This is a genomic window from Actinomadura atramentaria DSM 43919, from assembly GCF_000381885.1.
GTDB lineage: Bacteria > Actinomycetota > Actinomycetes > Streptosporangiales > Streptosporangiaceae > Spirillospora > Spirillospora atramentaria.
In genome coordinates this window covers 129,440-142,417 of record NZ_KB907209.1, presented here as the reverse complement: position 1 = coordinate 142,417, position 12,978 = coordinate 129,440, and the positions used below count along the sequence as shown (strand labels likewise).

11 protein-coding genes are annotated in these 12,978 nt (G+C 72.1%); 1 reads left to right on the top strand and 10 read right to left on the bottom strand.

The features are described 5' to 3' along the window. The 5 genes from G339_RS0104610 to G339_RS38530 form a co-directional block, all read right to left on the bottom strand. Complete coding sequence (locus tag G339_RS0104610) at positions 1-1,605, bottom strand: carboxyl transferase domain-containing protein (protein ID WP_019629906.1); 1,605 nt, start codon at positions 1,603-1,605, stop codon at positions 1-3. After that, a complete protein-coding gene (locus G339_RS0104605) occupies positions 1,602-2,795 on the bottom strand; it encodes an MFS transporter (protein ID WP_026341129.1) in 1,194 nt (397 codons plus the stop codon). The genes G339_RS0104610 and G339_RS0104605 overlap by 4 nt, the downstream gene beginning before the upstream one ends. Then, a complete protein-coding gene (locus G339_RS32545; protein WP_019629904.1) occupies positions 2,788-4,056 on the bottom strand; it encodes an 8-amino-7-oxononanoate synthase family protein in 1,269 nt (422 codons plus the stop codon). Before G339_RS32545 ends, G339_RS0104605 begins: the two co-directional genes overlap by 8 nt. Positions 4,057-4,083: 27 nt before the next feature. Continuing rightward, positions 4,084-5,016 carry an ABC transporter substrate-binding protein gene (locus G339_RS0104595; RefSeq protein ID WP_026341128.1) on the bottom strand — a complete coding sequence of 311 codons (933 nt, stop codon included), beginning with the start codon at positions 5,014-5,016 and terminating at the stop codon, positions 4,084-4,086. 541 nt (positions 5,017-5,557) lie between these two features. Continuing rightward, on the bottom strand, positions 5,558-6,010 hold the full coding sequence (locus G339_RS38530) for a MarR family transcriptional regulator (RefSeq protein WP_019629902.1): 453 nt from the start codon (positions 6,008-6,010) through the stop codon (positions 5,558-5,560). Between the two features lie 194 nt (positions 6,011-6,204). Here G339_RS38530 and G339_RS0104585 point away from each other — a divergent pair, with 194 nt between their 5' ends. Continuing rightward, positions 6,205-6,654 (top strand): hypothetical protein, encoded by a 450-nt coding sequence (locus G339_RS0104585; RefSeq protein ID WP_019629901.1) that lies wholly within the window; start codon positions 6,205-6,207, stop codon positions 6,652-6,654. Here the strand turns inward: G339_RS0104585 and G339_RS0104580 are convergent. From G339_RS0104580 to G339_RS0104560, 5 genes are read right to left on the bottom strand one after another with little or no spacing between them, the layout of a single operon-like run. Next, positions 6,642-8,222 (bottom strand): acyl-CoA synthetase, encoded by a 1,581-nt coding sequence (locus G339_RS0104580; protein WP_019629900.1) that lies wholly within the window; start codon positions 8,220-8,222, stop codon positions 6,642-6,644. The genes G339_RS0104585 and G339_RS0104580 overlap by 13 nt on opposite strands. Positions 8,223-8,240: 18 nt before the next feature. Then, on the bottom strand, positions 8,241-9,398 hold the full coding sequence (locus G339_RS0104575; protein ID WP_019629899.1) for a thiolase domain-containing protein: 1,158 nt from the start codon (positions 9,396-9,398) through the stop codon (positions 8,241-8,243). After that, positions 9,391-10,434 (bottom strand): thiolase domain-containing protein, encoded by a 1,044-nt coding sequence (locus G339_RS0104570; protein ID WP_019629898.1) that lies wholly within the window; start codon positions 10,432-10,434, stop codon positions 9,391-9,393. The genes G339_RS0104575 and G339_RS0104570 overlap by 8 nt, the downstream gene beginning before the upstream one ends. Continuing rightward, positions 10,431-11,351 carry a Zn-ribbon domain-containing OB-fold protein gene (locus G339_RS0104565; RefSeq protein ID WP_026341127.1) on the bottom strand — a complete coding sequence of 307 codons (921 nt, stop codon included), beginning with the start codon at positions 11,349-11,351 and terminating at the stop codon, positions 10,431-10,433. Before G339_RS0104565 ends, G339_RS0104570 begins: the two co-directional genes overlap by 4 nt. Then, positions 11,341-12,906 (bottom strand): acyl-CoA synthetase, encoded by a 1,566-nt coding sequence (locus G339_RS0104560; RefSeq protein ID WP_026341126.1) that lies wholly within the window; start codon positions 12,904-12,906, stop codon positions 11,341-11,343. Before G339_RS0104560 ends, G339_RS0104565 begins: the two co-directional genes overlap by 11 nt. Positions 12,907-12,978: the final 72 nt, after the last annotated feature.

The window sequence follows — 12,978 nt, the reverse complement described above, 5'->3', positions numbered from 1 at the left end:
TCACATCCGGAAGACGCCGAAGCGCGTCTCGCGTCGGGGGGCGGTGGCGGCGAGCGCGAGCGCGGGGGCCAGCCACTCGCGGGTCTCGGCGGGGTCGATGACGGCGTCCACCCACAGCCGCGCGGCGACGTAGAGGGGGCGGCCCTGCCGTTCGTAGTCCTCGCGGATCGGCCGCTTGAACTCCTCCTCCTCGGCGGCGTCCACGGCCTTGCCCTGCTTCTCCAGTTGCTCCGCGCGGATCAGGGCCATGACGGTCGCGGCCTGCTCGCCGCCGATGACGGACGTCTTGGCGTTCGGCCACATCGCCATGAGCTGCGGCCCTATCGCGCGGCCGCACATCGCGAGGTTGCCCGCGCCGTAGCTGCCGCCGATCAGCACGCTGAACTTGGGGACGCGCACCGTGGACGCGGCGTTCACCATCTTCGCGCCGTGCTTGGCGATGCCGCCGGCCTCGTACTCCGCGCCGACCATGAACCCGTTGATGTTGTGGAGGAACAGCAGCGGGATGTCGCGCTGCGCGCACAGCTCGATGAAGTTCGCGGCCTTCTGCGCGCTCTCGGAGAACAGAACGCCGTCGTTGATCAGCACGCCGACGGGATAGCCGCCGATGTGCCCAGTGCCGCACACGATCGTCGTGCCGTATCCGGCGCGGTACTCGGTGATCTCGCTGTCGTCCAGCAGCCGGGCCAGAATCTCGCGGGCGGGGATCGGCTCGCGCGGGTTCGCGCTGATGATCCCGGCGATCTCGCGCGGGTCGTGCCGGGGCGGTCGCGGGGTCCGGGCGGGCGGCGCGAGCGCTCCCCGCCCGCGCCGCGCGGTGATCTCGCGGACGAGCGCGAGCGCGTGGTCGTCGTCCACTGCCAGGTGGTCGGCGACGCCGCTGGTGCGGGTGTGCAGGTCGGCGCCGCCCAGCGTCTCGGTGTCCACGACGACGCCCGTTGCGGCCTTGACGAGCTGCGGACCGCCGAGGAACACCGAGCCGGTGCCGCGCACGATGACGGTCTCGTCGCTCATCGCCGGGATGTACGCGCCGCCGGCCGTGCAGGAGCCCATGACCGCGGAGATCTGCGGCAGCCCGAGCGCGGACATCTCCGCGATGTTGCGGAAGATCCGTCCGAAATGGTGCTCGTCGGGGAAGATGTCCTCCTGCATCGGCAGGAAGACGCCCCCGGAGTCCACCAGGTAGATGCTCGGCAGGCCGTGCTCGCGGGCGATGTCCTGCGTCCGCAGATGCTTGCGGACGGTCAGCGGGTAGTACGTGCCGCCCTTGACCGTGGCGTCGTTGGCGAACACCGCGACCGGCTGGCCTTCGACGACGCCGATCCCGGTCACCAGTCCCGACGACGGGACCGGCTGGTCGTACACCTCGTGCGCGACGAGCTGCCCGATCTCCAGGAACGGCGTGCCCGGGTCCAGCAGGCGGGCGAGGCGTTCCCGCGCGGTCAGCTTGCCGCGCGCGGCGTGCCGGGCGCGGGCCTTGGCGCCGCCGCCCGCGACGGCTGCCGCGCGCGCCGCCGCGATCGGCGCGCGCAGCTCGTCGTAGGCGGTGAGGTTGCGGCGGAAGTCGGGTGCGGCGGGGTTGACGCGGGAGCGGAGCAGCGTCATCGGTAATCCCTTCGAACGAGGACCCAGGCGAGCGCGCTCAGCGCGGCGGCCGTGACGGACCAGGCGAGGTTCGCGCGCAGCGGCGTCGCGGCAAGCGCGGCGAGTCCCGCGGTGGACTGCTGGAGGAATCCGCACAGCGCGATGCCGTACGCGCCGTGCTCGCGGACGGCGCTCGCGGCCGTCGCCATCGTGTTGGGGAAGAGCACGGACTGGCCGAACGTCGTCACGCAGTACAGCGCGATGAACAGGGTGAGGGCGGCGATCCGGCCCGCGCCGGTCGTCCACAGCAGGACGGTCGCGACGCCGGACGCCGTCATGATCAGCGCGCCGATCCGCATCAGACGGGCCGCGCCGAACCGCGCCACCGTCCGGTTGACGGTCAGCGCGCCCGCGAAATACGCGGGGGCGAGCAGCAGGCCGATGCCGCCGTACGCGTCCGCCGGGAGGTCGAAGTGCTGTTGGAAGACGAACGGCGCGACCTCCTGGAGCACGACGACCGTCGCGAACCCGAGGCCGCCCGCGCACGTCGGCAGCAGGAACGCCCGCGTCCGCAGCAGTTGCAGACCGACGCGGAACACGTTCCCGGCCTCGCCCGGCGGACGCGGCCCGGCGAACGGCAGCGCGAACGCCGTCGCGAACGCGGCCGCGCCGACGACCGCGAGCACGACGAACCCGAGCCGCCAGTCGGCGTACCGCGTCAGCAGGCCGCCGGTGAACTGGCCGCCGCCGAGCGCGGTGATGAACGCGATCGACAGCACCGCGAGGCGGCGCGCGAGCTGGTCGCCCGCGCCGAGGTCGCGGACGGCGATCCGCGCGATGATCGCGCTGCCGCCCGCGCCGACGCCCTGGAGCGCGCGCAGGACGAGCAGCAGCGGCGGCGACGTCGTGACGGCGAGGCCGAGGCAGCACGCGATGAACAGCCCGAGCGACGCCAGCAGCGGGCCGCGCCGCCCGTACCGGTCCGCCGCGCGGCCCCACGGGACGACCGGCGCGGCGGCCCCGATGACGAACACCGAGATCGACGCCCCGGCGAACCCGCGCGACACATCCAGGTCGTGCATGACGGCGGGCAGCGCCGGGAGGTAGATCGTCGTCGCCATCTGCGCCATGAAGACGACCAGGCACGACCAGAGCAGGACCCGGCGGCCGGTGTCGGCCGCCCGTTCCGGCGCGGCGAGGGCCTCAGCCACGGCCCGCGCCCCCACCGGCCCCCTGCCCGGCCAGCTCCGCGACGCCCGCCGGCGCGTGCTCGGCGCGCAGGTCGGTCAGCCGCGCCGCGAACCGCTCGATGTCGGCGTCCGCGAGGTTGGCGCGCAGCATGATCCGCAGCCCGGCGCGGCCGCGCGCGATCACCGGGAAGAACAGCGCGGACGTGTAGAAGCCCGCGTCGAGCAGTTCCTTGGCGATCTGGACGGTCGCCTCCTCCGACCCGATGTCGATGAACCGGATCGGCAGGCCGTCGCCCGCGCTCGCCGTCGGGACGCGCGCGTCGAACAGTGCGACCTTCTCCTGGAGCCGCTGCTGGAGCGCGGCCAGCTCGGGCGTCCGGTGGATCTCGGCGGACGCCAGGATCGCGCCGAGCCCGGCGGTGTTGATGCGCTGCGACCAGGTGAGCGGGCCGCCGTAGCGCAGCGCGAGGTCGCGGCGGTGCGCCGAGCCGCGCGGGCCGAGGAAGATCGCGCCGCCGGACGCGCCGAAGCCCTTGTTCAGCGAGGTGATGATCAGCGTCCGGTCGTTGATCTCGCCCAGTTCCGACAGGACGAGCCCGCGCCCGTTCTCGCCGAGCGTGGAGACGCCGTGCGCCTCGTCGAAGAACAGGAACAGCCCGTACCGGTCCTGGAGTTCCAGCAGCCTGCGGACCGGCGCCTTGCCGCCCGTGCTGTAGACGCCGTCCGCGACAAACGCGACCTTCGGGTGCGTGCGGCACAGGTCTTCCAGCGCGTCGAGGTCGTTGTGCCGGATCGTGGCGATCTCGGCCTCGTCGGCGACGGCGGGCTTCATCGCGTTCAGGCAGAAGTGCGCGTGCTTGTCGAAGACCATGAGCGGGGGCTCGTCCTCGGTGAACGCGCCGGACGCGACGAGCGGCAGCGCCGACCAGGCCGCCGCCGCGCACGACGCCAGCGTGACGGCCTCCACGTCGAACAACTCCGACAGCGCGTCCTCGGCCCTCTTGAGGATGCCGAAGTGGATGCGCATCCGGGAGATCGACGTGTTGAGCGACCGCGTTTCCAGCACGGCCTCGGCGGCGGCCTCGATGATCCGCTGGTGGGAGTCCAGCCCCAGGTAGGAGTACGACGACATGTTGACGAACTCGTGGCCGCCCGGTTCGGTGGCGTGCCGTCCGTCGCCGAGGTTCCCGACGACGACGCCCGCCATTCCGGCGGCGGTCGTGACGTCCCAGAATCCGTTGCTGACGCGAATGGTCTTCTTGGTGTTCATGAAGGTGTGCACGATCGCCTCCGGTGGCGGGTCCGGGCGTCAGTCCAAGCCGGGCGGGTTGAGCTGCGAGGTCTGCACGGCGCCGGATTCCAGGCCCCAGGCCTTGAGGATTCCGGCGTAGCTTCCGTCGTCGATGAGCTTCTGCACGGCCGCCTGCAGCGCGGGCCCGAGCGGGTCGCCCTTCTTGAGCACGAATCCGACGTGCTCGGCGTTGAGCGTGCCCTTGAACGCGAGCTTGGCGGGCTGCTGCTTGGCGTCGTACTGCGCGCGGATCGCGCTGCGCAGGAACAGGTCGATGCGCTTCTGGTCGAGCGCGAGGGTGAACGACGCCTGGTCGGGATAGGTCGAGATCTTCCAGGGCTCCTTGCCGAGCTTCTTGCAGTCGCCCTCGTGGCTCTGCAGGACGCCGATGAAGCTCGTGCCCGTCGAGGTTCCGACCTTCTTGCCGCACAGGTCGGTCAGTTTCGCGATCGTCGGCTGGTTCGTCGTGGGGTTGGCGAGGAAGCCGAAACCGTCGTTGTAGTAGGTGACGAAGTCGTAGGTCTTCAGCCGGTCGGTGGTCACCCCGAAATTGCCCTGGGCGACGCGGAACTTGCCGGTCTGCACGCCGACGAGCAGCGAGTCCCATTTCGTCGTCGTGGTGACGGCCTTGACGCCGAGCACGCGGGCGACGGCGTCCCGCAGGTCCACTTCCAGGCCGATCTGCGTCTTGTTGTCCGACGCGAGGAAGGTGAACGGCGCGCCGACGGTCGAAATGCCCGTCGTGATCGTTCCGGACTTCTTGACGTCGTCGGGCAGCCGTCCGGCGGCCGCGTCGTCCCTGCCGATCTTCTGGACGACAGCGGCCGCCGTCGCGGCGCCGGACACGGCCTCCTTGTCGGCCGCCGACGACGGATCGTCGGTGCCGCACGCGGAGGCGGCCGGAAGAAGGATCATCGCCGTCCCGGCGATGGCCCAGAAACGAGAGCGCATCGTGTTCCCATCACGTCGGAAGATCGACCGCCAGGAGAGTACGGCCGTGCGCCATTTCAAGTCAAGTTTCCCTACTAGGAAAGCAGGAAATAGGCCGCGAGCTGGGTAAACGCTGGCCGGAACGCCAATAATGACCATGCGGTCACGATCGGCACGTAACACAACCGGCGCCGCGCGGATGGCCTATTTGAATGGCCGATCCCGGCCATTGGTCAGATCATTATCGGGCCATGCCGGCCACCGGTATGCGCGCCGAATTAATACCGCCAGGCCGTTATCGGATGCCGAGTCGCCGGTCGACGCGCCGAAATACATGATGGAACGTTCCATATCCGCCCGAACCCACCCGTGCCCCATCGGGCGCGCACGTTCGCCGGGCGGGTCAGGGCGCGGCGGACGTCACCGGTTCGCGGTCGATCCACGGACGTTCCCGAGCCTCGCGCGCACGTCCGGCCGCAGCGTCAGCGTGAAGGAGCCGGTACGGAGCGAAGGACCGCGAATGCGGCGGGCCTCACGGCCCTGCACCGGGCGCTGCCGGGCGTCAGGCGTCGCCGCGCCCCGCGCGGATCTCGTCAATCGCGGCGGGCAGCGCGGCGTTCAGATCGCGCGCCCAACCGAGCAGGGCGGCGGCGAGGTCGGGCGGCGTGGCCGCCGCGACGGCCCGGTGCGCGGGCGCGGCGAAGCCCGCGAGGCGGGCGAGCGCGCCGGGCACCGGCTCGACGCGGACGCGCCGGCGGTCGCCCGGGTCGGGCGTGCGGCGCGCGAGTCCCGCGTCCTCCAGCCGGTCGATCACCGTCGTGATCGCGCCGCCGGTGGACACGCCCACGGCGCGGGCAAGCTCGCCGGGCGTCTTCGGGCCGTCGAGGTCGAGCAGGACGGCGCACTGCGCGTCCGTGACCGTCAGCCCCGCCCGCGCGGCGACGGCCTGCTGGAGCTGCACCGCGAGCATCGCGGCGCGCCGCAGCTCGGTGTGCAGGTCCCCGGATGCGGTCAAGGCACCTCCCGCCGTCGCGTCGCGCCCGGTCCCGCAGCGTAGCCGTCCGGGCCGGGCCGCGACCAGGACGGCCGAGGCACTACCGGACGCCCGATACCATGAAATGGTTAGGACCGCTAAACAACGGTCCTCTCCCCCGGCCCCGGTTCCCACAAGGACACCGGGGCCCTGAAGCCAAACCTCGCTGGAGCTGCATGACCACCCCCGCCGTGTCGGCCGCGACGATCGACCTCACCGGCGGCGCGACCCGCACCGCCCGCCTCCGCCTCGGCCGCCTCGCCCCCGGCGAGCGCGGGATCACCGCGCTGACCGTCCGCTACCGGGACGCCGCCGACGCCACGGTGTCGCTGTTCGCCGACGCCGTCGCCGCCTCGGCCCGCGCGCGCCGGCTCCGCATCGGCGTCTTCGAGCGCCGCGGCGGCCGGCTGCCCTGCCCCGTCTTCACCGGCACCCTCGCCGACCTGGCCGCCCGCGCCCGCGAAGGCCGCGGCGTCGGCCGCTGGACGGCGCGCGGCGACGGGGCCGAGCACACCGTCACCTACGAGGTGCAGTGGCGGCTGCCCGACGAGCCCGCCGAATCCGGCGAGCCGGCCGCCGACGCCTCGGCGGAACTCTCCGTCGCGGTCGCCGCTCAGACCTGGTGACTTCCGGCGTCCTCCGCGACCTGCCGCGCCCACCGGTAGTCGGCTTTGCCCGCGGGTGACCGGCGCATCTCGTCAACGAACGCGTACGCGCGCGGCACCTTGTAGCCCGACAGCCGCGCGCGGCAGTGCGCGTCCAGCTCGGCGGGCTCCGGCGCGTCGCCGGACGGCTGCACGACGGCCGCGACCCGCGACCCCCACCGCTCGTCCGGCACGCCGGTGACCACCGCGTCGTACACGGCGGGATGACCTTTCAGGACCGCCTCGACCTCCTCCGGGAAGACCTTCTCCCCTCCGGTGTTGATCGCCTGCGAGCCCCGGCCGAAGACGGCGATCGAGCCGTCCGCCTCGACCGTCGCGATGTCGCCGGTCAGCAGCCAGCGGCGGCCCCCGGTCTCGGGGAACGTCCGGGCGGTCTTCTCCGGGTCGTTGTAGTAGCCGCGCGCGATGTACCCGCTGCGCGCCACCTGACCGATGGCGCCGGAGCCGGGTTTGACGGGTTCCAGCGCGTCGTCCAGGACGGTGACGCCCTCGACGTCCGGCGCGAACCGTAGCCCCTTCTCCGGCGACGACCCGGCGACGGCCTCTGCGGTGGAGCCGGACTCGGTCGAGCCGAACCGGTCCAGCACGATCGCGCCCGGCAGGAGCGTGCCGAGCCGGTCGCGGACCGTCCCGCTGAGGATCGCCCCGGTGGAGACGAACGCGAACAGCGACGAGGTGTCGTAGGAGCCGCGCTCCAGCTCGTCCGCCATCGGGATCGCCATCGCGTCGCCGGTGACGGTCAGCGAGTTGACCTTCTCCCGCTCGATCGTCCGCCAGACCTCGGCGGCGTCGAAGCGGGGCGTGTAGACGACGGTCGCGCCCATCCACCAGGCGATGTACGTCGCCATCTGCGCCGCGCCGTGCATGAGCGGCGCGATCGGCATCATCGTGATAGGCGCGGTCGCGCGGGCCAGTTCGACCACGTCGGCGGGCGTCCGCGGGCGCGGGAACGTGGGGTTCCAGAACGCGAACAGCAGGTCCTCGACGTCCCACAGGACGCCCTTGGGCATTCCGGTCGTCCCGCCGGTGTAGATGACGTAGGTGTCGCGGCCCGACCGGGGCGGGAAATTCCGCGCGGGCGATTCCGCCGCGACCGCCTCCGCGAACGGGACCGCGCCGGGCACCGCCGACGCCCCGCCCACGGCCAGCAGGTGCGTGAGCAGCGGCAGGTCGGGGACGACCGCCGCGACGCGCGCGTCGAAGTCGGTGTCGTAGATCAGCGCGACGGCGTCGGAGTCGCGCAGCAGGTACCGCAACTCGTCCTCGACGTACCGGTAGTTGACGTTGATCGGCACGGCGCGGATCTTCAGCGCGGCGAGCAGCGCGGCGGCGTACTCGACGCCGTTGCGGAGCTGGATCGCCACGTGCCGCCCCGGGCCGATCCCGGCTCCGGCGAGGTGGTGCGCGAGCCGGTTGGCGTACGCGTCGAGCTCGGCGTAGGTCAGGCGCGCCTCGCCGCACACCAGGGCGACGCGGTCGCCGATCGCGTCGGCGATCCCCTCGAACAGGTCGGCGTGGTGGAACTCCATCGCGGTTCCTCCCGCGGGTCAGGGCCGGTCGCTGCCGACGATCCACATCGCGAAGAACTGCGCGCCGCCGCCGTAGGCGTGGCCGAGCGCGCGCCGTGCCCCGTCCACCTGGTGCTCGCCGGCCATGCCGCGCACCTGGAGCGCCGCCTCGGCGAACCGGATCATCCCGGACGCGCCGATCGGGTTGGACGACAGGACGCCGCCCGACGGGTTCCACGGGATGTCGCCGTCCAGCGCGGTCGCGCCGGACTCGGTGAGCTTCCAGCCCTCGCCCTCGCCGCAGAAGCCGAGGTTCTCCAGCCACATCGGCTCGTACCAGGAGAACGGGACGTACACCTCGGCGCAGTCGAGTTCGGCGCGCGGGTCGGTGATCCCCGCCTGCCGGTACACGTCGGCGGCGCAGTCGATGCCGCCGCGCGGGTTCACCGTGTCGCGGCCCGCGAAGAAGATCGGCTCGGAGCGCATCGCGGTGCCGTGGACCCACGCGGGCGGGTTCGGGGCGCTCCGCGCCGCGTCCGACGACGCGAGGACCATCGCGCACGCCCCGTCCGACGACGGGCAGGTCTCCAGGTAGCGGATCGGCTCCCACAGCATCGGCGTGGACTCGACCATCTCGCGTGAGATGCCCGGGATCTTCAGGTGCGCGTACTGGTTCTTCAGCGCGTTCTCGCGGTCCTTGACCGCGACGAGCGTTCCGATGTGGTCGGGCGCGCCGGACCGGCGCATGTACGCGCGGATGTGCGGAGCGAAGTAACCGCCAGCGCCGACGACGAGCGACGTCGTGAACGGCGTGTTCACGGTCAGCGCCCAGGTCGCGTTCGACTCCGACTGCTTCTCCCAGGCGACCGTCAGCACCCGGTCGTGGACGCCGCTCTGCACCAGGCCCGCCGCGACGATCGCCGTCGAGCCGCCGACCGATCCCGCCGTGTGGACGCGCATGATCGGTTTCCCGGCCGCGCCGAGCGCGTCCGCGAGGTACGCCTCGGGCATCGTGACGCCCTCGAACAGGTCGGGGGCCTTGCCGATGACGACGGCGTCGATGTCCTTCCAGGTCAGCCCGGCGTCGTCGAGGGCGCGGCGGGCGGCCTCGCGCAGCAGTCCGGCCATCGACGCGTCCGGCCGCCGCGTCCGGTACGCCGTCTGCCCGACGCCGATGATCGCGCACGGTTCAGCCATGATCTTCTCCCGAGAGCACGCAGACGAGGTTCTGCTGGAGGCACGGTCCGGACGCGGCGTGCCCGAGCGCCCGGGTCGCGGTGCCGTCGTGGACGCGCGCGGCGGCCTCCCCGATGCGGATCAGGCCGGTCGCCATGACGGGGTCGGCGGCCAGCGGCCCGCCGGACGGGTTGACGCTCACCTCGTCGCCGAGCCCGAGCGCCTCCCGCAGGATCAGTTCCTCGTGGGTGTACCGGGCGTGGAGTTCGGCGACCTCGACGCCGCCCGCGCCCGCTTTCTCCCCCGCAATGCGCGCGGACTCCGACCGGGCTAGGTCGCGCGCGCCCGGCGAGTGCGGTTCGGCGCGGTGGTCGATGCCGGTGATCCACGCGGGCCGTTCGCACAGCTCGCGGGCCTTGTCGCCGGACGCCAGGACGATCGCGGCCGCACCGTCCGTCACGGGCGGCAGGTCGTACCCGCGCAGCGGTGCGACCGCGTAGGGATCGTCGGCCGGATCGGGGAGATCGAGCGCGTGCGGGTTGGTGCGGCCCGCCGCTCGCGCCCTCGCCGCGACGGCTCGCAACGCGTCCTCGCCTTTGCCGACCGCCTCCAGGTGGGCGCGCGCCTGGAGCGCGGCGAGCGAGTCGGCGTCCAGACCGAGCGGCGCGAGGTAGTACGGGTCGAGCTGGCGGGTGGCGACCTGGGCGTAGTCGGTCTGCGAGGTCTTGCCGAATCCGTACACCAGCGCGGTGTCCACCTCGCCGTGCAGCAGCTTGACCCACGCCTCGTAGAGCGCCCACGCGGCGTCCATCTCCACGTGGCTCTCGGAGATCGGCGGCCACGCGCCGACCGCGTCCAGCGCCGCCACGAAGGAGAACGGCGCGCCGGCCAGGTAGTCGTTGGAGCCCGAACACGTGAAGCCGAACCGGCGGAGCCCGGTGCGCTCCTTGATTTCGGTGATGACCGGGGCGAGTAGTTCGGTCTCCGACAGACCGGTGTCCTCGCCGCTGTGCCGGGTCTGCACGAACGCGACGACGGCGACGTTGACGGCGCTCACAGGTAGTCCTTGATCTCGTCGAAGGGGACGTCGGGCTCGTCGATCGGCTCGAACCACTTGATGTTCGACATGGACTTCGTCCACTCCTCGCGCGGCCGCCACGCGGCCCTGACGCGCATCCCCATCCGCACCTGGTCGGCCGGGAGCCCGGCGACGAGCGCGAGCATCGTCAGACCCGCGCCGTCCAGCAGTACGTACGCGGACACGAACGGAACCTCGGGAGCGCGGGGGTCGGGCAGATTGTTCACGGCGAAGGTCGTGACCGTCCCGGTGTGCGGCAGCTCGACCTCTTCGCTCGTCGGAACGCCGTCGCGCGGGCACAGCCCCTTCATCGGGACGATCACCTGGCCGCAGACGTCGCAGCGGTGCCCGATAATGCGCCCCTCGGCGATCCCGGAGAGGAACCGGTCGAGCGCGCGGCCGCCCTGGAGCCGGTATTCGAGCCGCGACGGGTCGGTGATCGAGGTGACCTCGGGACGGAAGCACTCGATGTCGCGGATGCCGCCGACGCGGTCGTCGCGGAACTTCGCGCGGACCCGCATGCCGGTCTTGAGGAATCGCGGCGGTTCGGCGTGGTCCCCGACGTCCAGGACGTGCAGCAGCGCGGTGTCCGCGCCGTCGAGGCGGATCAGCGCCCACGCGAACGGCCGGTCCAGCGGGTGCGTCGGGCGCGGGTCGGCCACCCAGGACCAGGTCGTCACCGTCCCGGCCGGGCCGACCGGGACGAACTCGTCGGTGACGTCCTCCCCGGTGTCGGGGTCGTACTCGGCGGGCGGGACGAGCACGCGCCCGCCCGCCGTCCGGACACCGACCAGCCGCCCGTCGCGCAGCTCGCTCAGGAACCGCCCGATCACCGGGCCGACCGACCGCGTGTAGCCGCCGGGGAACTCCAGCACGTGGTTCACGTCAGATCGCACGGTCCCGGTCCTTCCAGTACGGGTCGCGCAGCTTGCGTTTGAGCAGCTTGCCGTTGGGCTCGCGCGGCATCGTCTCGATGAAGTCGATGGACTTCGGCCACTTCATCCGGGCGAGCCGGCCGTCCAGCGCGGCGAGGATCTCGGCTTCCAGCTCCGGCCCGGGCTCGACGCCCTCGGCGGGCTCCACGACGGCCTTGATCTGCTCGCCCCACTCCTCGTCGGGGATGCCGAACACGGCGACGTCCGCGACCTTGGGGTGCAGCGTGATCTCGTTCTCGATCTCGGCGGGATAAATGTTCGCGCCGCCGGAGATGATCATGTCGGACTTGCGGTCGGACAGGAACAGGAAGCCGTCCGCGGTGAGGTAGCCGACGTCCCCGACGGTGAAGAAGTCCTTCAGCCGGTTCTTCTCGGTCTTCTCCCGGTCGCCTTTGTACTCGAACTCACCGGACGCCATCTTCATGTAGATGGTGCCGTTCTCGCCGGTGGGCACCGGGTTGCCGTCGTCGTCCACCAGCAGCAGCTCGCTGATCGGCCACGCCTTGCCGACCGTGCCGGGATGCGCGCGCCAGTCGGCGGGCGAGGCGATCGTCCCGCCGCCCTCGGTGGCCGCGTAGTACTCCCAGATGCAGTCGCCCCACCAGTCGAGCATCGCCTGCTTGATCGGGACGGGGCAGGGCGCGGCGGCGTGGATCGCCTGCGTCATGGACGAGACGTCGTAGCGGTTCCGGACGTCCTCCGGCAGCCCCAGCAGCCGCTTGAAGTGCGTCGGAACCATGTGCGTGTTCGTGACGCGGTGCCGCTCGATGAGCGCCAGGGTTTCCTCGGCGTCCCAGCGGTCCACATAAACGAGCGTGTGGCCCATGTGCAGCGCCGTCCCGCCGAACTGGGTGACGGCGGTGTGGTAGTTCGGCGACGTGATCAGGTGCGCCTGCGGCGGCTGCCCCGCGGGGCGGCCGGGCTTGATTCCGAAGAGCGACAGCAGGAACGACAGCATCTCGGCGTTGTCGTCGGGGTCGATCCCGGCGAGCCGCCGCCGGACGCCCTTGGGCCGCCCGGTCGTCCCGGACGTGTAGTGCATCGTCGCGCCGTTGCTCCGGTCCGCCGGGGCGGTCTCCGGCCGCCCTGCCTCCAGCTCGGCGGCGGGGCGGAAGCCGTCGATCTCGCCGAACGCGAAGCGGCGGTGCGGTTCCAGGTCCGCCTCGTCGGCGGCGGCCGCGGCCGCGTCGGCGTAGCGCTCGTGCGCGAGGAACGCCTTGGCCCCGCTGTCGGCCAGGACGTAGCCGATCTCGGGCGGGGCGAGGTGCCAGTTGATCGGCGTGTAGTACCAGCCGGCCTCCAGCGCCGCGAGGTAGAGGACGAGCCCGTCCACCCCGTTCGGCACGAGCCCGCAGACGCTGTCGCCCTTCTCCAGCCCGAGGCCGCGCAGCCCGTGGACGAGGCGGCGGGAGCGCGCGAGCAGGTCGCCCGCCGGGTACTCGGTTCCGTCCGGATCGACGGCCGCGACCCAGGCCGGATCGGCCTGCGCGAGCCGCCAGAAGCCCAATGAACCCATCGGTCCCCTCTCGGTGATCACGATCACATCCGGGTGCTCCGAGGCCAAAGTAGATCACGTTCTCGTTTTATA

What these genes read in the sequence shown, in the direction of transcription:
- G339_RS0104595 (WP_026341128.1), bottom strand. Translation starts at nt 5,016, where the DNA reads ATGCGCTCTCGTTTCTGGGCCATCGCCGGGACGGCGATGATCCTTCTT.
- G339_RS0104580 (WP_019629900.1), bottom strand. Translation starts at nt 8,222, where the DNA reads ATGGAGTTCCACCACGCCGACCTGTTCGAGGGGATCGCCGACGCGATC.
- G339_RS0104585 (WP_019629901.1), top strand. Translation starts at nt 6,205, where the DNA reads ATGACCACCCCCGCCGTGTCGGCCGCGACGATCGACCTCACCGGCGGC.
- G339_RS0104575 (WP_019629899.1), bottom strand. Translation starts at nt 9,398, where the DNA reads ATGGCTGAACCGTGCGCGATCATCGGCGTCGGGCAGACGGCGTACCGG.
- G339_RS0104610 (WP_019629906.1), bottom strand. Translation starts at nt 1,605, where the DNA reads ATGACGCTGCTCCGCTCCCGCGTCAACCCCGCCGCACCCGACTTCCGC.
- G339_RS0104560 (WP_026341126.1), bottom strand. Translation starts at nt 12,906, where the DNA reads ATGGGTTCATTGGGCTTCTGGCGGCTCGCGCAGGCCGATCCGGCCTGG.